The following is a 23529-nucleotide window of genomic DNA, read 5'->3' on the forward strand; positions in this document are numbered from 1 at the left end:
TTATCCTTGTCTAAACAATTGGTTAGTCATCAAATCACGAATCTCAGAAGGATTTTTCGCTTTGCCTACTGCTAAATCTAAGACAGGAAAATCCTCGCCAAATTGCGACCGCACCTCCTCCCCTGTCCGACAGGGAGGCGCACCGGTTAAATTTGCACTCGTTGAAATCAATGCAAAACCTGTTGCCTCGCATAACGCTTTTACCGCCGGATGATCACTTAAACGCACCGCAATTGTGTTAAATTTTCCGGTAAGTAAGGGGGAAACATCCGATTTTGCCGGCACAACCCAAGTGATCGGACGATCATAACGGGCAGTCAGCCTTTCCATTTGTGTTTCCGTCACCCCTGCAAGATCAATAAAGGGCTGTAAAAATGTCAAACTCGGTGCAATCAAAATTAATCCTTTTTCCATAGGACGTTGTTTTAAATCGAGTAATTTTTTGACCGCACTTTCACTGAACGGGTTACACCCCAACCCAAATACGGCCTCGGTGGGATAAGCGACAACTTGATCTTGTAATAAACGGGCGACAATTTGTTGTAAAGTCATTTGGAAATCTCAAAAATATGGCGGCAAGTTTTATTCGCACATTGCATTTGTTGCCCCGTTTCATTTTCACTTTTTAATAAGGCAAGAGGAAAATTGCATTGCGGGCAAGGCATTTCATAGGGCTTAGCCGGCAAAGAAAATTTGCAGTGAGGAAAATCATTGCAGCCATAAAATGTTTTCCCCTGTCGCCCGCGGCGGGCAACCAAATGCCCCTTTTGACATTGCGGGCAAGCGATTTTTTCTGCCGTTTTTTGTTCTTCGTGTACGACAAAATCACATTGCGGATAATTACTGCAACCGATAAACATACCGAACGCCCCTTGTTTCAACTGTAACGGATTAGCGCATTGCGGACAAGCCTCATCCAGTTCTTTCAATACTTTATGTTCCATACGTTGTAGAGGGCGTAAATAATCACATTGCGGATAGCCGCTGCAACCAAGAAATAGCCCTTTTTTGCCCTGTTTAATCTGTAAAATCGAACCGCACTTCGGGCAGTATTCTTGTTGTTTTGTATGATGAAAAAGGGATTCGGTCATAATCACTCCGCATTTGATACGATTTCTTCCAATGTCTCTTGCGCCTCCATCCAATCCGTCTCCACGGTTTCCAAGGCTTTTTTGGTCTCCACCTGTTGCGCTAAAAGTGCGGTCAATTTTTCTTTATTTTCTACCTGATAAAGTGCGGAATCCGCTAGGCTGTGTTCAATTTCCGCCAGCTGTTCGGTCAAGGTATTCATTTTGTCTTCTAACTGCGTGATTTTTTTCCGAAGCGGCGCGGTTTGTTGGCGCAATTCGGCTTCTCGACGTTTTTGTTCTTTGCGACTTTGATTGGAATGAGCAGTTTCTGTCGCTGTATTTTCTTCTGCTGATTTTGTAGAAGATTGGCTATTTTGTTCCATCAGCCATTTTTGATAATCCTCTAAATCGCCTTTAAAGGGTTCGACTTGTTTATCATGGACTAAGTAAAATTCTTCCACCGTATTGCGTAATAAGTGGCGGTCGTGCGATACCACGACCAACGATCCCTCATAATCCACCAACGCTTCCGTTAAGGCCTGGCGCATATCAAGATCCAAATGGTTGGTCGGTTCATCCAATAACAGTAAATTCGGGCGTTGCCACACAATCAATGCTAAAACCAACCGCGCTTTTTCGCCACCGGAAAAAGAGGAAACGGGCTGATTGACTTTATCACCCTGAAAAGCAAAACTACCGAGGTAATCCCGCTGTTGTTGCTCTGTCTGCTCCGGTGCAAGTTTTTGCATATGCCACAAAGCGGACTCTTCCGCGCGGAGAGTATCAAGCTGATGTTGGGCGAAGTAGCCCAATTTAACCCCTTTCGCGAGCTGTACCATACCGGAAAGTGCGGTTAGCTCTTGTGCCAAAAGTTTAATCAAGGTGGATTTTCCCGCCCCATTCTTACCCAGCAATCCAATGCGCGAACCCGGCACAAGATTGAGTTTAATTTTACGCAGAATTTCAACCGCACTTTCCCCTTTACCGTAACCGGCACTGGCTTGTTCAAGCATCACCAACGGATTGGGCAACGAAACGGGAGGACGAAAAGTAAATGTAAAAGGATTATCCGCATAAGCCGGCGCAATTAACTCCATTCTCTGCAAGGCTTTCACACGGCTTTGCGCTTGTTTTGCTTTCGTAGCTTTGGCTTTAAAGCGATCAATATAGCTTTGCAGATGGGCAATTTTTTGTTGCTGCTGGCGATACATTGCCGCTTGTTGGGCGAGTTTAGTGGCTCGTTGAACTTCAAAAGAAGAATAATCCCCGGTATATTCGTTTAGCTTTTGATGTTCTATATGCAAAATTTTATTTACAATAGGATCAAGAAAATCACGGTCGTGAGAAATCAATACTAACGTTCCTTGATAGTTCACCAACCAGCGTTCAAGCCAAATAACCGCATCTAAGTCTAAGTGGTTAGTGGGTTCATCAAGCAATAATAAATCTGACGGACAAAGCAACGCCTGTGCCAAATTCAATCTCATTCGCCAACCGCCGGAGAAAGATTTTACACGATGCGTGGTCTCAGCTTGTGTAAAACCCAATCCGTGCAGCAGTGTTTCTGCGCGGGATTGAATTGTCCAAGCATTAATCGCATCCAGCCTGTCATGAATATGTGCAATGGCGTTGCCATCATTGCGCGCATTCGCTTGAGCAAGTTCTGCCTGTAAACGGCAATATTCACGATCCCCTTGAATCACATAATCTAAGGCAGAAATTTCCAATGCCGGTGTTTCCTGATTCACCCATGATACCGCCCAATTAGCGGGGTAAGTGACCTCTCCGCCTTCCGCCTGAAGTTCTTTTTTCAATAAGGCAAATAGGGAAGATTTACCACAACCGTTTTTTCCCACTAAGCCGACTTTTTGTTTTGGATTAATGGTTGCGCTGGCATGTTCAAGTAATTCCGTTTGCCCGCGTTTTAAGGAAATATTACTAAATACAATCATTTTTTCTAAGGTATGTCTCTAATTTTGGCTATTTTGCAACATTGTGAGAAAAACACAAAATTTGTTTTGATTTTTTCATTTTACAAAAAGGGAAATATGCCTGCTTTGAGGAAAATGACAAGTGATACTGAATGGGATACAGCCCCAAATCAAGGCAATAAAAAATCTGCACCTTAATCTGTCGGTTTTACCAACATTTAGGTGCAGATTAAATTAATGATGTTTTATTAAGTTAAGAAACTTAATAACTTCACCGAGTAGAGATTACCACTGGTAACCTACCCCTACGCCACCGGAATAGTGACCTGCAGAGTTAGCCGTACCGGTTAATTTCAAGATAACCTTACCGTTATCGCTGGCTCTTGAGTAACCCAAGGCAACCGCTGATGCACCGCTATATCCGCTTGCGGCTGCGGCAACCATTGATTTACCCGGCAACATTACCTGTGGTAATGACGCAGCGGCTGCGGCATTTGCACCAATTCCACGAACGCGTTTATCTAACTTATCAACACGGTTATTGACGTTATAGACATCTCCACGAACCTGATCTAACTGGGCTTTATTCACAGCATCTGTCGGTTTCACACCCGGTGCAACATTGCTAATGACTTTGTTACCGGCATTGATACCACTCGTTGTTACGCTTGGTCCGCCCTTAATAGTTAAACCATCATTATTAACCGTGGTATTACCGATATTCACGCTACCGTTATCCCCTAAAGTGATATTTTCAGCTAATTTCACTGTTAGGTTACCGCCTTCGTTAACAACACCAATGTTCTTATCGGTTAATTTACCGTTTGCACCACCCGTGATGTTTAACGTCTCGTTCAATTTCTTAGCAATTTCTTTACCGTCATCGCCTTTGAACTTCAAGCCGTCATTTAAGGTTGCGACTTCTTCGGTTTGACCATTTGGTTTTTCGTAAACAATACGGGTTTTGCTTTCGCCGTTTTTACCGTCATTTCCGTCCAGACCTTTTGCTCCGTCTTTCACAGAAATATTAGCGGATACGCCGTCTTTACCGTCTGAACCTTTCGGGCCGGTTAAGCCGATTGAGCCGTCTTTACCGTTGATCACAACAGATGATCCGTCTTTGCCGTTTACACCGATTGAACCATCAACACCGTCTTTACCCGGCTGACCGTTTTGACCCGGTTCGCCTTTTTCACCGATAACTAAGTTATTACCCGTTGAAATTTCGTAACCGTTGTCGATCTGTTTCACAACAATATTGTTACCTTGGTTGAGATTAAAGGTATCGTTATTGTTGATCCGTTTATCCGTCGCCGTATCTTGACCATTGGTCGCAAGGTTAAAGCCACTGTTTGCAATCGCCGTATGGAGCTGACCGCCATTGATCGCTTGTTTGCTGTTCGGGCTAATATCCCCATCTGCTACATTGTTCACCACTTTATTACCGGCATTAATACCGTTTTGGGTGATGGATGGGCCGTCTTTGATGGTGAGGCCATCGTTGCCGACTGTGGTGTTACCCATTGTCAAGTTGCCCTCTTTCAAGGTCGTTCCGCCAATGGTGACACTACCGTCTTTAGTCAGATTCAGATCTTTATTGAGGCTGACTGCAAAGTCTTTACCACCCGAAGCGTTAGTACCGTTTGCAACCACTTTCACGTTTGTATCACCTGTGCTGACACTTTCTTCTTTCGCGATCTGTTTTTTCATTTCATCGGAAAGATCGATGTCATAGGTCGTCGTGAAGTTTGCTTCATCACGATTCGCTGTCACTTTCACGCTATCGGAACCTTTAACCACAGATTTTTCTGCATTCACAGTATAAATGGTTTGATTGTTAGCTCCTGTGCTACTCGTCACATTCACGTTCTTACCAGCCGTGACTTCCGTTTTCGCCGCAGCCATACTTCTATTTAGCTGAGAAAGATTAACTGCATCCGTCGGATCCACGCCGTCCGCAACTTTGGTGATGCGTTTATTCCCTGCATCGATACCGTCAATGGTAACACTTGGTCCACCGGCAATAGTTAACCCTTTATCATTGAGGGTGGTGTTGCCGATAGTGACGCTACCGTCTTTAGTGAGGTTCAGATCTTTGCTCAATTTAACGGATAAGTTGCCGTTTTCATTGGTTACACCGATATTATCGTTAGTAAGTTTGGTTGGATCCGTTACACCGCCGGTAATATTCAGGGTTTCACCCAATTTCTTCGCAATTTCTTCACCATTGTCGCCTTTGAACTTCAAGCCGTCGTCTTTGGTTGCGATTTCACGAGTCGTGGTTGAACCATCAGCATTGGTCGTGTTGTAAACCAAACGCTCAATGCCTTTACCGCCTTTATCGTCGGTATCTAAGGTACCGGTACCGTTAGCAACAGTGATATTGACTGATGCACCGTCTTTGCCGTCAGCACCTCTCGGACCGGTTAAGCCGATTGAGCCGTCTTTACCGTTTAAGACCACAGACGCACCGTCTTTACCGTTTACGCCAATCTTACCGTCCACACCATCTTTGCCGTCTTTACCAACCGTAATGTTATTTGAGGTTGCAATTTCATAACCATCATTGATTTGTTTAATCACAATGTTATTACCCGCATTGAGGTTGAACGTTTCGTTATTGGTTAAACGTTTACCTTCTTCGCTCAAGTCGTCAGCCGTCTCGACCACACCGTTAGAACCCGCTACTTTTGCAGATTTCAGTGCAAATCCGACCGCACTTAAGGTGGTGTTGGTGATATCTTTGGTCGCATTTTTCAAATCGCCCACATTCACGGCATTCTTCAACGCATCACCCGTGATGTTATTCAAAACGTCATTGAAAGTGTCGTTACCTGAAATCAAGGTACCGTTTGGTAATACGCCACTATCCACATTGGTAATTAATACCGGTGCGGTAGCATTGCCGCCGATAAATTTCACCGTGTTACTCGGTACGTTGGTTAATGCACCATTGCTATCTACATAACTGTTTGTAGTGTTAAAGGTAATGTTGGTTGTACCTGTTGCATTGTCATAAACTGCATTAACCGATACACCTGTACCGTTATTAAAGTTCACTGTATTACCGTGCGTTACAAAATCAACCGCTTGACCGTTGTTTTGTAAGTTCCAACCGGCATTCAAGACATCGCCAACCGTCGCTGCGTTATTAGTGATGTTTTGGTATTTATTACCTGATGTATCCGGATTAGACTTGGTGTCATTTGTTACATTTCCTAAGTTACCTTTTACATTAGTAATAGTTGTATTACCTGCGTTGAAACCATCTTTGTTAATAGTCACATTGCCAATTGTTACGCTACCGTTTTCGGTTAGGTTCAGATCTTTCGATAATTTCACTTCCAACGTACCATTGTTGTTATTCACACCAATGTTACCGTCTGTCAGCTTATCTTTATCCGCTCCACCTGTGATGCTTAACGTTTCATTGAGTTTCTTCGCAATTTCCTTGCCGTCGTCGCCTTTAAATTTCAAGCCATCGTTCAAGGTTGCAACGGTTTCTTTATCGCCGTTTGGTTTAACGTATTCAATACGGGTTTTGCTTTCACCGTTTTTGCCGTCATTACCATCAAGACCTTTTGCACCGTCTTTCACAGAAATATTAGCGGATACGCCGTCTTTACCGTCTGCACCTTTCGGACCGGTTAAGCCGATTGAGCCGTCTTTGCCGTTAAGCACCACAGATGCACCGTCTTTACCGTTCACGCCGATTGAACCGTCCACACCGTCTTTACCATCTTTACCTGCCGCACCCACAGTGATGTTATTGGCAGTTGCAATTTCATACCCGTTTGCAATTTGCTTGATCACAAGGTTGTTACCGGCATCTAGCGTGAAGGTTTCGTTATTCGCTAAACGTTTATCTTCATCAGACAGACCGTCTGCACTGGCTTGACCGTTTGTACCAGCTACTGATTTAGTGGTAAGGTTAAAGCCGCTATTGGTGATCGCAGTGTAGAGCTGACCGCCGTTAATTGCGTCTTTACTGTTGTTGCTGACATCACCGTCTGAAACATTGGTAATTTTCTTATCACCCGCATCAATACCGCTTGTGGTGACATTTGGCCCGCCAACTAGGGTGAAGCCGTTGTCATTCAAGGTGGTATTGCCAATGGTTAAGCTACCGTCTTTGGTTAAGTTAAGATCTTTTGCTAATTTAATGACTAAACTGCCCGCTTGATTCACCACACCGAGGTTATTATCGGTCAGTTTATTGCTGTCCGTTAATCCGCCGGTGATATTCAAGGTTTCGCCCAGTTTCTTCGCAATCTCGTCACCGTTATCGCCTTTGAATTTCAAGCCGTCATCTTTGGTCGCAATTTCACGGGTCGTGGTTGAACCATCGGTATTGGTGGTGTTGTACACCAAACGGGTAATGCCTTCTTTGCCTTTACCGGTTTCATCTAATGTGCCAGTACCATTCACCACAGTGAGGTTCGCGGAAGCGCCGTCTTTACCATCTTTGCCTTTCGGACCGGTTAAGCCGATTGAACCGTCTTTGCCGTTAAGCACCACAGAGGCACCGTCTTTACCGTTCACACCGATTGTGCCGTCCACGCCGTCCTTGCCGTCTTTACCTACTGTGATGTTGGTAAAGGTGACATTTTCTGCCGTAGCAACTTCATAGCCGTTTTCAATCTGTTTAATGCGAACATTATTGCCGGCATCTAAGGTGAAGGTCTCGTTATTAGTGAGACGTTTGTCTGCCTCGGATAACCCGTCTTTCTCGCTGGATTGACCGTTAGTATTCGCTACCGCTTTCGATGTCAGCGCAAATCCGACCGCACTTAACGTGCTATTGGTAATGTCTTTGGTCGCGTTTTTCAAATCGCCCGCATTCACGGCATTATTCAACGCATCACCAGAAAGATTGTTTAACACATCATTAAAGGTTTGACCTGTCGGTATAGTGGCATTATTTGGCAATACGCCGCTATCCACGTTGGTAATCGCAACCGGTGCTGATGCATTGGCGCCGATAAATTTCACTTTATTGGTTGGCTCAGCAGTCGCATTGCCGTTATCGTCCACATAGCTGTTGGTGGAGTTAAAGGTAATGTCGGTGGTGCCCGTTGTGCTGTTGTAGGTTGTACCCACTTTCACACCTTGACCGTTTTTGAAATTCACCGTATTACCATGAGTAACAAAGTCCACCGCTTGGCCGTTATTCTGTAAATTCCAGCCTGCATTTAACACATCACCCACTGTCGCTGCGTTGTTTGTCACATTCGCATACTTATTACCCGTACTATCCGGATTAGAGGTGGTGTTATTCGCCACAGGATCTAAATTGCTGGTGACGTTAGTAATGGTGGTATTACCGGCATTGAACCCGTCTTTGTTGAGGGTCACATTGCCGATCGCCACACTACCGTTCTCGGTTAAGTTCAGATCTTTGGCTAATTTCACGGTGAGGTTGCCGTCTTTGTTGATCACCCCAATATTATTGTCGGTCAGTTTCGCTTCATCGTTGACCCCGCCGATAATATTTAAGGTTTCGCCCAGTTTCTTCGCAATCTCGTTACCATTGTCGCCTTTGAACTTCAAGCCGTCATCTTTAGTTGCAATTTCACGGGTGGTAGTTGTGCCATCGGTATTCGTCGTGTTGTACACTAAACGGGTAATACCCTCTTTGCCTTTACCAGTTTCATCTAACGTACCAGAACCGTCTTTCACCGTGAAGTTCGCTGATGCACCGTCTTTACCGTTGATACCGATTGTGCCGTCTTTACCGTTTAAGGCAATACCTGCACCATTTTTACCATCCGCACCTTTCGGACCGGTTAAGCCGATAGAACCGTCCTTACCGTTAATGACCACCGCAGAACCGTCTTTGCCGTTTACGCCGATTGTGCCGTCCACGCCATCTTGACCGTTTTTACCGGCTGCACCTACGGTAATATTGTTAGAAGTTGCAATCGTTACTTTCTTACCGCTTTGAGTGATATTGATATTATCACCTGCTTCAATGGTCACGGTTTCACCCATTGCCACTTTTTCAGTGGTATTGCCGCTGACTTTACCCGTACCGGATTGTGCAGTAGTCAAGTTCCAACCTTTCGCCACTTCATTGCTGATATTAGTTACATTTTGGTTAGTCGCATACAACTGGCTGCCGTTTACCGCATCTTTACTGTCTGCTGAAAGTGTTCCTGCTGTTACATTGGTGATTTTCTTATCACCAGCATTGATACCGTCGCCCATTACGCTCGGACCGTTAGCGATAGTTAAGCCGTCTTTGGTGAGATTCACATTTCCAACTTTCACGCTACCGTTTTCGGTTAAGTTCAGGTCTTTGGCGAGTTTCACGCTTAAATTGCCGTCTTTGTTGATGACACCGAGGTTGTTATCCGTCAATTTCGCTTCATCGTTGACGCCACCGGTAATGTTTAGGATTTCGCCGAGTTTCTTCGCAATTTCTTCACCCTTATCACCTTTGAATTTCAAGCCGTCATCTTTGGTTGCAATTTCACGCGTTTTGGTTGTTCCGTCCGGATTGGTGGTGTTGTACACCAAACGCTCAATGCCTTTACCACCTTTATCGTCGGTATCTAAGGTACCTGTTCCGTTAGCAACAGTAATATTAGCCGACGCATTTTTGCCGTCCGCACCTTTTGGACCGGTTAAGCCGATTGAACCGTCTTTACCGTTGATCACAACAGATGAACCGTCTTTACCGTTCACGCCGATAGAACCGTCCACACCATCTTTACCGTCTTTACCTGCCTGACCAACTGTAATGTTATTTGATGTAGCAATCTCATAACCATTCGCAATTTGTTTAATAACAATATTGTTACCCGCATCTAATGTGAAGGTTTCATTGTTAGTCAACTGCTTGTCATTATCAGATAAATTGTCCGCTACCGTAGCATTACCATTAGTATCAGCGACTGATTTTGTTGCAAGATTGAATTTAACACCGCTTAACGCTGTGTTGGTAATATCTTTAGTTGCATTTTGTAAGTCGCCTACATTGACAGCATTCTTCAAGGCATCACCGGAGATATTATTTAACACATCATTAAAGGTTTTATCTACCGGAATAGTTGCGCCGTTTGGTAATACGCCGCTATCTACATTAGTAATTAATACCGGTGTAGAAGCATTGCCGCCGATAAATTTCACTGTGTTACTCGGTACGCTAGTAAGTGTGCCATTACTATCAACATAACTATTTGTAGTGTTAAAGGTAATGTTGGTTGTACCTGTTGCATTGTCATAAACTGCGTTAACCGATACACCTGTACCATTATTAAAGTTCACCGTATTACCGTGTGTTACAAAATCAACCGCTTGACCGTTGTTTTGTAAGTTCCAACCGGCATTCAAGACATCGCCTACCGTCGCGGCATTATTTTTCTTATCCTCATAATTTGTGGTATTCGGATTAGAGGTGGTTGTATTCGTAACATTATCTAAATTACCTTTTACATTGGTAATGGTTGTATTGCCGGCATTGAAACCATCTTTATTGATCGTTAAATCACCGATTGTTACGCTACCGTTTTCGGTCAGATTCAAGTCTTTCGCCAATTTAACGGTTAAATTACCGTCTTTGCTGATAACGCCGATATTATTATCGGTTAAGACATCTTTATTCGCACCACCGGTAATGTTTAGGGTAGAACCTAATTTCTTCGCAATTTCATCACCGCTGTCGCCTTGGAACTTCAAGCCGTCATCTTTGGTTGCGATTTCGCGGGTAGTGATTGAGCCGTCCGTGTTAGTGGTATTGTAAACTAAACGGTTAATGCCATCACCACCGTGAGTTGCGTTATCTAAAGTACCACTACCGTTTGCAACAGTGAAGTTCGCTGATGCGCCGTCTTTACCGTTGATGCCAATTGTGCCGTCTTTACCATTGAGCACAACAGATGAACCATCTTTACCATTCACACCGATCGTGCCATCTTTACCGTCTTTGCCGACAGTAACATTGGTAAAGCTTACATTTTCCGCCGTGGCAATTTCATAACCATTATCAACTTGTTTAACCAGAATATTGGTGCTTTGATTTAGGTTAAAGGTTTCATTGTTATTGATACGTTTGTCTTTGGCCTGTGTTGCATCACCATTAGTTGCAAGCTCGAAGCCTGAATTTGCAATCGCCGTATAGAGCTGACCGCCGTTAACAGCCTCTTTACTGTCTTGGGCAACTTCACCATCCGCAACATTGGTAATTTTCTTATTACCGGCATTAATACCATCAATAGTCACATTTGGCCCACCATTAATAGTTAAGCCATTATCATTGACTGTGGTATTGCCGATTGTAACGCTACCGTCTTTAGTCAAATTTAAGGTGTTATTGAGATTGACTTTTACTTTACCATCTTCAATTGTCGTATTGAGATTGCTGTTGCCGCCAACCACTTCAATTACATCACCTAATTGGTGGGTTACATTATTACCGTCTTGTGCTTTTAAGCCGAAACCTTTGCGCGCTTTGTCAATCGCATCAGTTGCGTTAGCATCTAAACCAACAGTGATATTGCTTCCATTTACAGCCGTAGTGGTATAGTTACTACCGACAATATCAAAACGTCCGCCGTTGGTAACATTAATTCCCGTAGCTGTATTATTTTGATCCGCGCCAACCGTAAAGTTTTGAATTGCATTATCAATTTTATCTTTCGCTGTTTTGCTTAAATCAAAGCCAATCTCACCATTTTTAGCAGTCGTATTAATATAATCCGAACCTTTGAAAGTGATTTCATCACTTAATTTATTCGTTCCGTTACCTGTATCAGCTTTATATTTTAAGCTCACATCTCCGGTAAGTTTGCTCATATTGACAGACAAGTCATAATTTTTTGGTTGCGTTCCATTTGGCGTTACCATTACGCTACCATCTGTTGAAGTAACAGTTGTACGACCATCGTCCACATATTTTTTGGTTGTCGCATCATTATCTGCAATCGGCGTACCGACATTAGTAATGTTATTACCACCAAAATCGACTTTACCACCGTTTCGAACCGTTAAATTTCCGGTATCCACAGAACTAAAGTTAGGTGTTAATGAAGTGGCAATAGTTACTTTCTTAGCAGCTTGAGTAATATTGATGTTATCACCCGCTTCAATAGTAACTGTTTCACCCATGGCAACTTTTTCAGTTGTATTATTAGAAACATTACCTGTGCCTGATTTAGATGTGGTGAGATTCCAACCTTTCGCTACTTCATTGCTGATATTAGTTACATTTTGGTTAGTTGCATACAACTGGCTACCATTTACCGCATCTTTGCTGTTTTCCGCAATATCGCCGTCTTGAACGTTGGTAATTTTCTTGCTACCCGCATCAATACCTGCTTTAGTAATATTCGGTCCGCCGTTAATGGTTAAGCCATCTTTAGTCAGATTAACATCACCAATTTTTACATTACCGGCATCGGTCAAATTGAGGCTGTTATTTAAGTTAATCTTAACTTTACCGTCAGCCACTGTAGTATTTAGGTTGCTGTTACCGCCTTCAATCTCGATCGCTTCACCTAATTGTTTGGTAACATTGCTACCATCTTGTGCTTTTAAACCAAAGCCTTTGTGTGCTTTTTCAATCGCTGAAGTCGCATTTTGATTTAGTGCAACCGTGATATTTTTACCGCTCACATTGGTTTCGATGTAGTTGCCGTCTTTGCCGACAATATCAAAACGTCCGCCGTTCGTAATATTTAACCCTGTTGCTTGGTTATTTTTATCAGCTCCTACGGTAAAGTTTTGAATTGCATTATTGATTTTATTTTTAGCAGTATCACTTAAATCAAAGGCAATTTGTCCATTTGAGGCATTGGTCGTAACATAATCAGAACCTTTAAACTTCACGGTTTCACTTAATTTGTTTTCACCGCTAGAGTTATTGTCGCCGGAGTATTTAAATTTCACATCTTCAGCAACTTTAGTCATATTCACGGACAAATCGTAATTTTTCGGATTTGTGCCTGTGCCGTTTACTGTTACGCTACCGTCCGTGGAATTCACTGTCGTACGACCATCATCCACATATTTTTTGGTTGTCGCATCATTATCTGCTACCGGCGCACCAACATTAGTAATGTTATTACCACCAAAATCGACTTTACCACCGTTTCGAACCGTTAAATTTCCGGTGTCCACAGAAGTAAAGTTAGGCATTAATGAAGTGGCAATAGTTACTTTCTTAGCGGCTTGAGTAATATTAATATTGTCACCCGCTTCAATGGTAACTGTTTCACCCATGGCAACTTTTTCAGTTGTATTATTAGAAACATTACCTGTGCCTGATTTAGATGTGGTGAGATTCCAACCTTTCGCTACTTCATTGCTGATATTAGTTACATTTTGGTTAGTTGCATAAAGCTGGCTACCGTTTACTGCATCTTTGCTGGTATTAGAAATTTCACCTTCAGACACATTAGTAATCTTCTTATTACCCGCATCAATACCGCCTTTAACGACTTTAGGGCCATCATTAATGGTTAAACCTGTGCTGTTTAACGTTGTATCGCCTAACTTAACGCTACCTGCATTTGTTAAATCAAGAGTATTGTTTAGAGTGACAGAATAATTTTTACCGCCGGTATCATTTGTTGTATTTTGAGTAACAATTAAATTAGAAGTGGTTGAATTAACACTTTCTTCTTTTTTAAGCTGATTTTTTGCCTCATCAGAAAGATCAACCGAGTAATTTGTTACATTATTTGCACCAACTGTCTCCGTTACTTTTACTTTGTCAGACCCGTTGGTTACCGTAGATTTATCGGCATTTACCGTGTAAATAGTCTGATTATTAGCCCCTTTGTCTTCAGTAACATTAACGTTATTACCCGCTTTCACTTCAGTTTTTGAAGCTGCCGCTGATGCGTTTAATTGACTTAAGTTCACCGCATCAGTGCCGTTTGTACCATTCGCGACGTTAGTGATTTTCTTATCACCTGCGTTGATACCTTCTTTGGTAACTTTAGGTCCATTATTAATGGTTAAACCAGTGCTGTTTAATACGGTATCACCTAGTTTGACACTACCTGCATCGGTGAGATTTAGGGTGTTGTTTAAATTAACTTTAACCTTACCATTATCAACGAGGGTGTTAATATTCGAGTTATTGCCCTCAATATCAATGGTATTCCCCACCTTTTTACTAACATTGCCGTTTTGCGTATTTAAACCAAAGGTTGCTTTGTCACTTAAATCAAAGGAAACCGTGCCATTTTCTGCTTTCGTGGTGATTAAATTAGAACCTTTGAAATTAACACGATTACTCAGTGAATTTTCGCCCTGTGTATTATTATCACCTGAATATTTTAATTTCACGTCATTGGCAACTTTGGTCATATTCACTGAAAGATCATAATTCGCCGGATTTTGACCGCTCTTTGTGACATTTACACTTTTATCGGTAGAATTGACCGTCGTACGACCGTCATCAACATATTTTTTGGTTGTCGCATCATTGTCGTTAACCGGCGCACCAATATTCGCTAAAACATTACCACCAAAATTCACATTGCCGTTTGGTCGAATGGTTAAATTACCGGTATTGACACTACTAAAGTTAGGCGTAGAAGAGGTAGCAATAGTGACTTTTTTACCTGATTGAGTAATGTTGATATTATCACCGGCATCAATCGTAACGGTGTCGCCCATTGCAACTTTAGTTAAATTACTACCGCTTACATTACCCGTACCGGATTTAGAAGTCGTTACATTCCAACCTTTTGCAACTTCATTTTTTAGATTGGTTACATTATTACTTACATTCGTAACATTTTGATTAGTTGCATGAAGCTGACTACCGTTTACCGCATCTTTGCTATTCGCACCAATTGTACCGTCAGACACGTTAGTAAGTTTTTTATTACCCGCATTAATTCCGGTAGTAGTTACACTTGGGCCATTATTAATGGTTAAACCTGTGCTGTTCAGATTAGTATTGCCAAGTTTTACATTTCCGTTATTACCCAAATCCAAACTATTATTTAAGTTGATCTGAATTTTCCCGTTAGCAACAGTAGTATTAATGTTACTATTGCCGCCAATAACATCGACATACTCACCTAGTTTTTTATTAACCGTCTGATTATCTTGTGCTTTTAAGCCAAAACCTTTGGCAATATCCCTTGCATTATTGGTGATATTTTGCGCATTCTTAGTAATGTTTTGCGCATTTTTGCTCACATTATCAATGGCTTCTTTAGATTTTTGTGATAAATCTACTTTGATACTGGTGCCATCAACGGCTGTAGTAAGATAGCTTTCGTTACCGCTAACAATGTCAAAGCGTTTTTGATCTTTAGTGACATTAATACCCGTAGCATTATGATTTTTATCAGCACCTACCACAAAATCGGTCAAGCCACTACTTACATTATCTAAAGCCCTCACTACGGCATAAAGTTGCGAACCATTGATCGCATCGGTAGAATTGCTCGCAACGCGACCGGCTGCTACATTTTGAATTTGGCGATACTGATATACCCAATTGGAACTACCACTACTCGTTCCACCTTGGCCAAATAAAGAGCCTGAACCAATGGATAATACGGATGTATTTTGTTTATCAGTCGTTGGTTGTCCTGCATAAGTATAGGTATTACCTCCTATCGTTATGCTTTTCGTTTCATTACCGGTATTTAGAGGTCCAGATACAGAATATGCGCCCAATGAAACACTACCAGCTGGCGCTTTGTCTACACTTCTAACAGCTGCAGAACGTCCTAACGCAACAGCTTCAATAGTGTTACCAATGTATGCAGCGCCACCAATAGCGATAGAACCTCTTGCATCAAATCTGTTTGCGCTAGCAGGATCACTAACAGCACCGCTCCCAACTACACGAGCTCTGGTTGTACGAGATTCATAGCCACCTTGGATACCACCTAACACCCCTGATTCACTAATCGCGATCGTACCGTAAGGCGCAGTTCCACCCTCAACAGCCGCCATAGATAAGCTAGCAGATCCAACTGCTAATAACGCTACAGCTATCTTGGATAAACTAAAAGATATCTTCTCTTTTGCTGATTTGCTCCCAACTACATCCGAAAATAATGAACTTGATTTACTATACCCTTTCGCTAACTCAGATACAGCCACCCAAGCGCTAATTGATTGGTTCCAAATTACTTTAAATATTTTATTCATGTGATTTCCTTTTCATCAATGTCATCCAAATCGACCTAAAGTCAATTATAGTTAAGCTCATTTCTATACTCCTAGAGTATAAAAATTGCCAGATTCTATCTTAAAGTTTGTTGCAAAAACAACCTATTTTTTGTAAAGGAAATGTAAATTAAATAAATAAATAAATAAATAAATAAATAAATAAATAAATAAATAAATAAATAAATAAATAAATAAATAAATAAATAAATAAATCAAGATGTTACATCTTAAAAAGATAAAAACAACACTTAATTAAACAATTTCAAAATTTATATATACCACTTTTAATACTCTATTTTAATCGGCAAGTCAGACCTCATCCAACTATCAAATCCGCCAATTATGCTATAGACATTTTCATAACCTTGTTTCGCTAAAAATTCTGCTACGTTACGGCTACTTATACCGTGATAGCAAATAACAATGATTGGAGAATCAAAATCCACTAATTCCTCAAATTGTAAAAAGGTTTGATTCGTTAAATGAAATGCACCCTTTGGGTGTGAATAGGTATAACGCTGTGCATCACGCACATCGGCAAGTATGGCACCCTGTTGTACCATTTCCCACGCTTGTTGTGGGGTAATTTCTTTAAACGACATTATAAAGATCCCTTTGCGTGTTGTTTATACACGCCATCAATAATCACAAGGCTCATCGCCAACACTAAACAAATAAAAAGCGGGTAACTTTCCCCATCAATTTTTTCGCCGATAAAAAACGAAACAAACACCATCATAATGGTTTCTACATAGCCCAATAGCCCGAGTAAATTCATCGGCAGCATATTGCTGGCAATCACATAAGCAATCAGCGCTGTACCACTGATCAAACCAAGCAATATCAATAATCCCCAGATATTCGGGTTAGTTTGTTCCACCACTATAAAATCCGTCTGCAAAGCAAAATAAATACTAATCGGGATTAAACTGAGCATCTCAAGGCAAAAGGAAGCAAGATCGGTATTTTTTAACGCTTTTCGAATTGAAAAATATGAGGTATAACCGATACAAATCACAATAGCTTCCCAAGATAATCCGCCTTTAATCACAATATTTGAAATCACACCGAGAGCAGCAATTAATACGGCAATAAGTTTAAAGGCGGAAATGCGTTCTTTAAAAATTAACCGTCCGGCTGCCACCATCACAATGGGTAACAATAAATAGCCAAAAGAGACGCTTAATGAACTCCCATTGTTCGGCGCCCATAAAAACAACCACATTTGAAATCCCATTAATGCTCCGCAAAGAATATAGGAAAGCGCAAAGTGCGGTCGTTTTTGAAGATGTTTTAAACGTTCGATAAGGGCATTTTTTTGTTTAAAAATCAGTACGGCTAATATGACAAAAGGAAAGGTAAAAATCATTCGATAACCGAAAATATCCGTACCGCTCAGAGGTTTGAGCAACGTAGAAAAATAATAGAGATAGCCAAACAAAAAGGAGGCTAACAGTGAAACGAGAATACCTTTTAACATAGGAAATCCTTAATCTGAATTGTCACGCCATTCTATTCCAACATTGCCCAAAAGGCACGAATTAAGGGATGGGCTAAATTCCTTTTTTGTGTACAAATCCCTAATTCAAAAGGCTCAACGGGTACATCTAAATTTAAACGGAAAATTTGATCGCGCATTGGGCTGTTATTAATCACTTCGTCAGGTAACATCGCCAACCCAAATCCCAAACCAACCATTGGCACAATTCCCTCATGCCCAGCCACCGTGGCATAAATTTTCGGATGTTTAATATGTTTTTCGCGCAACCATTGTTCAATTCGTTGCCTTGCGTGACCTTCCACAGGAAAAATAAAAGGTATTTGCTGCCAGTTAATCGGCTTCTCTTGCAATAATTGCGTTGCCAAACAGGCGATACGCGGTGCAATAAGCGAAAGATGAATATCGTCAATTTTATGAAATACCATGCTTGCAGGCAGATTATTGGGTTTCCCTGCAAGAGCAAGATCGGCTTGCTGAGTTTGAATGAATTCCAAAGCGAGTGCAGGATCACCGGTAGTGAGCTGAATTTCTACTTTTGGATAACGTTGGCGAAATTGTTTTAGCACCTGTGGCAAATGACTATAAGATGCCGTTACGGAACAAAACAGTTTGAGTTCACCGCTCAGTTCGTCCGACTCGTCATTGAGTTGCTGTTTTAATTGTTGCCAATTTTGCCATTCCGTCTTAGCAAATTGGAGAAACCTCTCGCCATATTCTGTGAGATTGACTTGGCGGTTATCACGAATGAAAAGGGTTTTCCCAAGCTCTTCTTCCATACGTTGAATTTGGCGTGAAAGGGTGGAGGGGGACATGTGGTTTTGGGTGGCGGTTTTGGCGAAGTTTTTTGTTTCCGCTAGTTTGATGAATACGTTGAGATCGTTAAATTCCATTATTTTTTCTCTTAATTTTTTTATAAATTAATATTGGGTTTCGCCGATGGCGACCTACTTTCTTTTGCTTGCCCAAAAGAAAGTAGGCAAAGAAAAATGCCCCTGCTTTTCCTTATTTCCTTTGTTACATTGAATTTGCTTGACGAAAATTTTCTAAACTCGCAACTACGTTGCTCAAACAGACGAAAATTTCCTATAAATTCAACTCCACAAAGGCGGAAAGAAGGGAACCTGACTTGTTATTTCTATGAACCCCAAAAGTGCGGTTAAAATTCGCTATGTTTTTTGTAGAGTAAAATAATTTTAAAATCAACCGCACTTTTACATTAAATGCTCTGATAGATTCGGGGCCCCATATAAATCGCCTTTGCGACTTGGCATTTTTAGCTAAATTTGTACTGTTTGAGCGTAGCGAGTTTACAAATTTAGCGTTAAAAAAATGACAACAAAGCAAAGATCAGCGATTTAACTGGGCGTGTTTTCTTTGCCTACTTTCTTTTGGGCAAGCAAAAGAAAGTAGGTCGCCATCGGCGAAATACGATATTAAGTTAAACAAAAAAACATTATTATTGCAAAAACCACAACATCACATTCCCATAATATCACTTTACGCAACCACCAAAAACCTTATAATCCCACTCACAACAAAATAATATGCAAACACAACATCATACAATCACCACCCTTACAAAATTAAGGAAAATATATGGCTAACTATTTCAACACATTGAATTTACGTCAAAAATTAGACCAGTTAGGTCGTTGTCGCTTTATGAATCGCGAAGAATTTGCCGATGAAGCAAATTTTCTAAAAGGTAAAAAAATTGTCATCGTAGGCTGTGGTGCGCAAGGTTTAAACCAAGGTTTAAATATGCGTGATTCCGGTTTAGATGTCAGCTATGCGTTACGCCCTGAAGCCATTGCAGAAAAACGAGCTTCATTTCAACGTGCAACGGAAAACGGTTTCAAAGTAGGCACTTACCAAGAATTAATTCCAACCGCAGATTTAGTGGTGAACCTCACACCGGATAAACAACACTCAAAAGTGGTGGCTGATGTGATGCCATTAATGAAACAAGGTGCGGCATTCGGCTATTCTCACGGTTTTAACATTGTTGAACAAGGCGAGCAAATTCGCTCTGATTTAACTGTTGTCATGGTCGCGCCAAAATGTCCGGGTACGGAAGTGCGTGAAGAATACAAACGTGGTTTCGGCGTACCGACATTAATCGCCGTTCACCCTGAAAATGACCCGAAAGGTGAAGGTATGGCAATTGCCAAAGCATGGGCAGCGGCAACCGGTGGCCATCGTGCGGGTGTGTTAGAGTCTTCATTCGTAGCAGAAGTGAAATCCGATTTAATGGGCGAGCAAACCATTCTCTGTGGTATGTTGCAAGCAGGTTCTATCGTGTGCTACGACAAATTAGTCGCTGACGGCAAAGATCCTGCCTATGCCGGAAAATTAATCCAATACGGTTGGGAAACCATCACCGAAGCCTTAAAACAAGGCGGTATCACATTAATGATGGATCGCTTATCCAATAGTGCAAAATTACGTGCATTCGAGCTTTCCGAACAAATTAAAGAAAAACTCGGTTTCTTATACTACAAACATATGGATGACATCATCAGCGGTCACTTCTCTGAAACCATGATGGCAGACTGGGCAACCGGCGATAAAGATTTATTCGCATGGCGTGAAGCCACCGCCAAAACTGCCTTTGAGAATGCCCCAAAATATGATGGCAAAATCAGCGAGCAAGAATATTTTGATAACGGTGTATTAATGATCGCAATGGTAAAAGCCGGTGTTGAACTTGCCTTTGACGCCATGGTAGAAAGTGGTATTTATGAAGAATCCGCCTACTACGAATCACTTCACGAATTACCATTAATTGCGAACACGATCGCACGTAAACGTTTATATGAAATGAACGTGGTGATTTCTGACACGGCAGAATACGGTAACTATTTATTCTCTAACATAGCGACCCCAATTCTTGCCAAAGAAATTATCCCAACCCTGCAAAAAGGTGACTTAGGCGAACCAACTCCAACCGTTGAAATCGACAATATCACCTTACGCGATGTGAATGAGGCTATCCGTAACCATCCGGTTGAATTGATCGGTCAAGAGTTACGTGGTTATATGACGGATATGAAACGTATCGCAGTTGCGGGTTAATAATTAAACAGATAAAATTTAAGTCGATTTAGTATGAAATCGGCTTTTTTTATATTTAGAGGGAACCAAAAATGAAAAACAATAAGAAAAATGACCGCACTTTTAAACTGAGTTTAGTAGCCATGGCGTTAAGTATGACGAATTTGGCATGGGCTGGTGAGGTGGCTTGTAATAATAGTCGTGTTGAGATTATCGGACAAAATGGAGCTATGCTAAATAACTGTGTAATCGATCAACCCGCTAAATACGGGAAAATCCACATCGAAAATAGCCCAAATACGGTTGTCAATAATACCCAAATTTCTGTTCCAAATGATATATTTTCAGGTATCCACATTATGAATTCTAATGTAGAGCTCAATAATGTAACTTTATCCGCAACGCTTATTGAAGCGAAACAAATAAGCCAAGTCGCAGTTGAAGCAATAAACTCGGCTGTGAATATTAATGGGGGACACTATAAAACAGAGACCACTCAAGAAACAAGTGAAGCCTTTCGTTTAAATAATTCTACTTTAAATGTAAAAAATGCAACCATTTCCCTCAGTGGAGAAGCCGGTAGTGGTTTATCATTAGAAAATAATAGCATTGCCAATTTGGAGAATGTCACAATTACCGCAATCAATGGAGCAGATGCAGTATTTTACGATGCAGACAACAATAATACCCGCTCAGGTATTAATATTTCGAATTCCACATTAAAAGCAGATGAAGTTTTATTTGGAATGGTTACAAGTGCCGATCAAAATACTGAAGGTCGATTCCGGGTGAATATTAATAATTCAATATTCGATGCACCTAGAATTATTAGAGCAGAAACCGATATTGTGGATGGTTTTTCTATCACTGAAAATATTACGTTCACAGCCAGTAATAGTAAATTAACCGGTTTAATGAATGTTGAGGATAATAAAAGTAAGCTCGACGTAACGTTAACGAATTCCACTTGGACAATTAAACCATATTTTTATGAAGATGAAGAAGAGGAAAGTGAATTACATTCTGCCAGCGTGACAAATCTTGCACTTAACAATAGCGTGATAAATTTGGAACAAACCGATGATTTCCAAACCCTCACCATCAAAGGTAACCTCACAGGTTCAGGCATATTTAATCTCAATACCAATATCGCAGAAAACAAAGGTGATAAAATTATTATTGAAGGGACTGCGGAGGGCAATCACAAACTAGGGGTGAAAGATCACGGTGTAGCAGCCGCAAATAAAAAATTGACTCTCGTTGAAACAAACGGCGGGAACGCAAAATTTAACTTAACTACTCCAAATAACCGAGTGGATTTAGGTGCATATCAGTATTTCCTAACCAAAGAAGGAAATAACTGGGTCTTGGCGAATTCACAAAGTGTGATCACGCCACCAACAACACCTAATGTACAACCGGAAACACCAAGTACGCCGACAACGCCGGAAAATCCTAATATACAACCAGAAATACCAAGCACACCAACAGCTTCAACAAATCCGAACGTGCAGCCGGAAACGCCAGGCATACCAAATCCATCGGTCGTACTGCCGGTCAAGCCAATTCAACCAAGCAATCCGACATTGCCAAGTTCACCATTACTTAGCAATTTAGCCAATGCGCAAGTCTCGCTCCGTCAAGCCCAATTATTGCTGGTAGAAAGCGAACTCAGCGGTATTCATCAACGTTTAGGCGATATGAAAAACGGCGAAAAAGGCAATGTGTGGGTGCGTAATGTGAATTCTCGTAAAAAATTGACCGCACTTTCTACTGGTGATAGCCAAACTTCAGGCTTTAAGCAAAATGTTCATAGCTTACAATTAGGAGCGGATGTTGCCGTGAAGGATAATTTCCGTCTGGGCGGGTTTATTGGTCGCAGCCAAGCCGATGTTGATTTCAACGGTAATTACGGTGATGGCAAAGTACGCAGCAACAGCGTGGGCTTATACGCTACTTACCTCGCCGATAACGGTATTTACATGGATAACATTGTGAAATATAGCCGTTTGAAAGCTCAATCCGATCACACGGAAAAACGCCATTACAACGCTTACACAGTATCAAGCGAGCTCGGTAAACAATTCAAATTGAGTGGTGATTGGATAATTACACCACAAGCGCAATTAGCTTGGACGCACATTCAAGGTAAAGAGAATGAAGATAGCCTTTCTTCCATTTACTCTCGTGTCGGCTTGCGTGTGGCGAAAAATTTTGCTCTAGCCAACGGTTGGAACTTGCAACCTTATGCGGAAATTAATGCTATTACAAGTCGCAATAATAGTAGCAAAGTTCATTATGCAAACGCTGCGCTTAATGTTGAAGATAGCCGCAGACGTTTTGAAAGTATTCTGGGCGTGAATGCAGGGATAACCGACCATCGCATCGGTTTAGAAATTAGCCGAGCTGACGGAAAACGTTACGATAAACCTTATCAAATTCAAGCAGTATATCGCTATCAATGGTAATTATCCTCTATAAGACGTAAAAAGAGCGGTCATTTTGACCGCTCTTTTTTAATCTTTTGGTATTATGTAGCAAATGCACAATTTAAAGAAAATGTAGGGACGCCAGCATATCGTCCCTACCTATGAAATAAAATTTAAGTTTGTGCAACCGCTACATAATACCGTAATCCTTCCGATTCAAATGTTATCTCTTACCCCTGCTTTACCAATTCGAGATAGTAAGTCGTTAAAAAACGAGTAAAGCATTCCAACTCAAACTCACTAAAAAATTGTCATTTATACTATTCTTTTGCTATTTTTGATAAATTTTTATTATTTGAGACAGAGATCACAGTTTATATAAAAATTTTTTATTAATA

9 protein-coding genes are annotated in these 23529 nt (G+C 41.3%); 2 read left to right on the plus strand and 7 right to left on the minus strand.

What is annotated here, in order from left to right; genetic code table 11:
* The 7 genes from tsaC to ilvY all read right to left on the minus strand — a co-directional run bounded on the left by tsaC (position 1) and on the right by ilvY (position 18538).
* On the minus strand, positions 1 to 552 hold the full coding sequence (gene tsaC, locus PNEUHYL_RS12275; protein ID WP_059368652.1) for an L-threonylcarbamoyladenylate synthase type 1 TsaC: 552 nt from the start codon (positions 550 to 552) through the stop codon (positions 1 to 3).
* Entirely contained in the window at positions 549 to 1091 is a 543-nt protein-coding gene (locus tag PNEUHYL_RS12280; RefSeq protein ID WP_059368653.1) for a DNA topoisomerase family protein, read from the minus strand. Before PNEUHYL_RS12280 ends, tsaC begins: the two co-directional genes overlap by 4 nt.
* A gap of 2 nt (positions 1092 to 1093) precedes the next feature.
* Positions 1094 to 3022, minus strand: coding sequence for an ABC transporter ATP-binding protein (locus PNEUHYL_RS12285; protein ID WP_059368654.1), 1929 nt, complete (start codon positions 3020 to 3022; stop codon positions 1094 to 1096).
* A gap of 264 nt (positions 3023 to 3286) precedes the next feature.
* The gene (locus PNEUHYL_RS13510) at positions 3287 to 16126 is read right to left on the minus strand and encodes a YadA-like family protein (RefSeq protein ID WP_059368655.1); all 12840 of its coding nucleotides are present in this window, start codon (positions 16124 to 16126) and stop codon (positions 3287 to 3289) included.
* Between the two features lie 305 nt (positions 16127 to 16431).
* Positions 16432 to 16749: a thiosulfate sulfurtransferase GlpE gene (gene glpE, locus PNEUHYL_RS12345; protein WP_059368656.1), complete on the minus strand. Its 318-nt coding sequence runs from the start codon at positions 16747 to 16749 to the stop codon at positions 16432 to 16434.
* Positions 16749 to 17627, minus strand: a complete 879-nt coding sequence (gene rarD, locus PNEUHYL_RS12350) for an EamA family transporter RarD (protein ID WP_059368657.1) — start codon at positions 17625 to 17627, stop codon at positions 16749 to 16751. The genes glpE and rarD overlap by 1 nt, the downstream gene beginning before the upstream one ends.
* 32 nt (positions 17628 to 17659) lie before the next feature.
* Positions 17660 to 18538, minus strand: coding sequence for an HTH-type transcriptional activator IlvY (gene ilvY / locus PNEUHYL_RS12355; RefSeq protein ID WP_059368658.1), 879 nt, complete (start codon positions 18536 to 18538; stop codon positions 17660 to 17662).
* Between the two features lie 706 nt (positions 18539 to 19244).
* Here ilvY and ilvC point away from each other — a divergent pair.
* Together ilvC and PNEUHYL_RS12365 are read left to right on the plus strand one after the other, a co-directional pair.
* Positions 19245 to 20723 (plus strand): ketol-acid reductoisomerase, encoded by a 1479-nt coding sequence (gene ilvC, locus PNEUHYL_RS12360; RefSeq protein WP_059368659.1) that lies wholly within the window; start codon positions 19245 to 19247, stop codon positions 20721 to 20723.
* 71 nt (positions 20724 to 20794) lie between these two features.
* A complete protein-coding gene (locus PNEUHYL_RS12365; protein WP_069029762.1) occupies positions 20795 to 23170 on the plus strand; it encodes an autotransporter outer membrane beta-barrel domain-containing protein in 2376 nt (791 codons plus the stop codon).
* Positions 23171 to 23529 lie beyond the last annotated feature (359 nt).

Origin of the sequence: Rodentibacter caecimuris (assembly GCF_001019715.1) — a bacterium.
Taxonomy (GTDB): domain Bacteria; phylum Pseudomonadota; class Gammaproteobacteria; order Enterobacterales; family Pasteurellaceae; genus Rodentibacter; species Rodentibacter caecimuris.

What these genes read in the sequence shown, in the direction of transcription:
- glpE (WP_059368656.1), bottom strand. Translation starts at nt 16,749, where the DNA reads ATGTCGTTTAAAGAAATTACCCCACAACAAGCGTGGGAAATGGTACAA.
- tsaC (WP_059368652.1), bottom strand. Translation starts at nt 552, where the DNA reads ATGACTTTACAACAAATTGTCGCCCGTTTATTACAAGATCAAGTTGTC.
- PNEUHYL_RS12280 (WP_059368653.1), bottom strand. Translation starts at nt 1,091, where the DNA reads ATGACCGAATCCCTTTTTCATCATACAAAACAACAAGAATACTGCCCG.
- ilvC (WP_059368659.1), top strand. Translation starts at nt 19,245, where the DNA reads ATGGCTAACTATTTCAACACATTGAATTTACGTCAAAAATTAGACCAG.
- ilvY (WP_059368658.1), bottom strand. Translation starts at nt 18,538, where the DNA reads ATGGAATTTAACGATCTCAACGTATTCATCAAACTAGCGGAAACAAAA.
- PNEUHYL_RS13510 (WP_059368655.1), bottom strand. Translation starts at nt 16,126, where the DNA reads ATGAATAAAATATTTAAAGTAATTTGGAACCAATCAATTAGCGCTTGG.
- PNEUHYL_RS12365 (WP_069029762.1), top strand. Translation starts at nt 20,795, where the DNA reads ATGAAAAACAATAAGAAAAATGACCGCACTTTTAAACTGAGTTTAGTA.
- rarD (WP_059368657.1), bottom strand. Translation starts at nt 17,627, where the DNA reads ATGTTAAAAGGTATTCTCGTTTCACTGTTAGCCTCCTTTTTGTTTGGC.
- PNEUHYL_RS12285 (WP_059368654.1), bottom strand. Translation starts at nt 3,022, where the DNA reads ATGATTGTATTTAGTAATATTTCCTTAAAACGCGGGCAAACGGAATTA.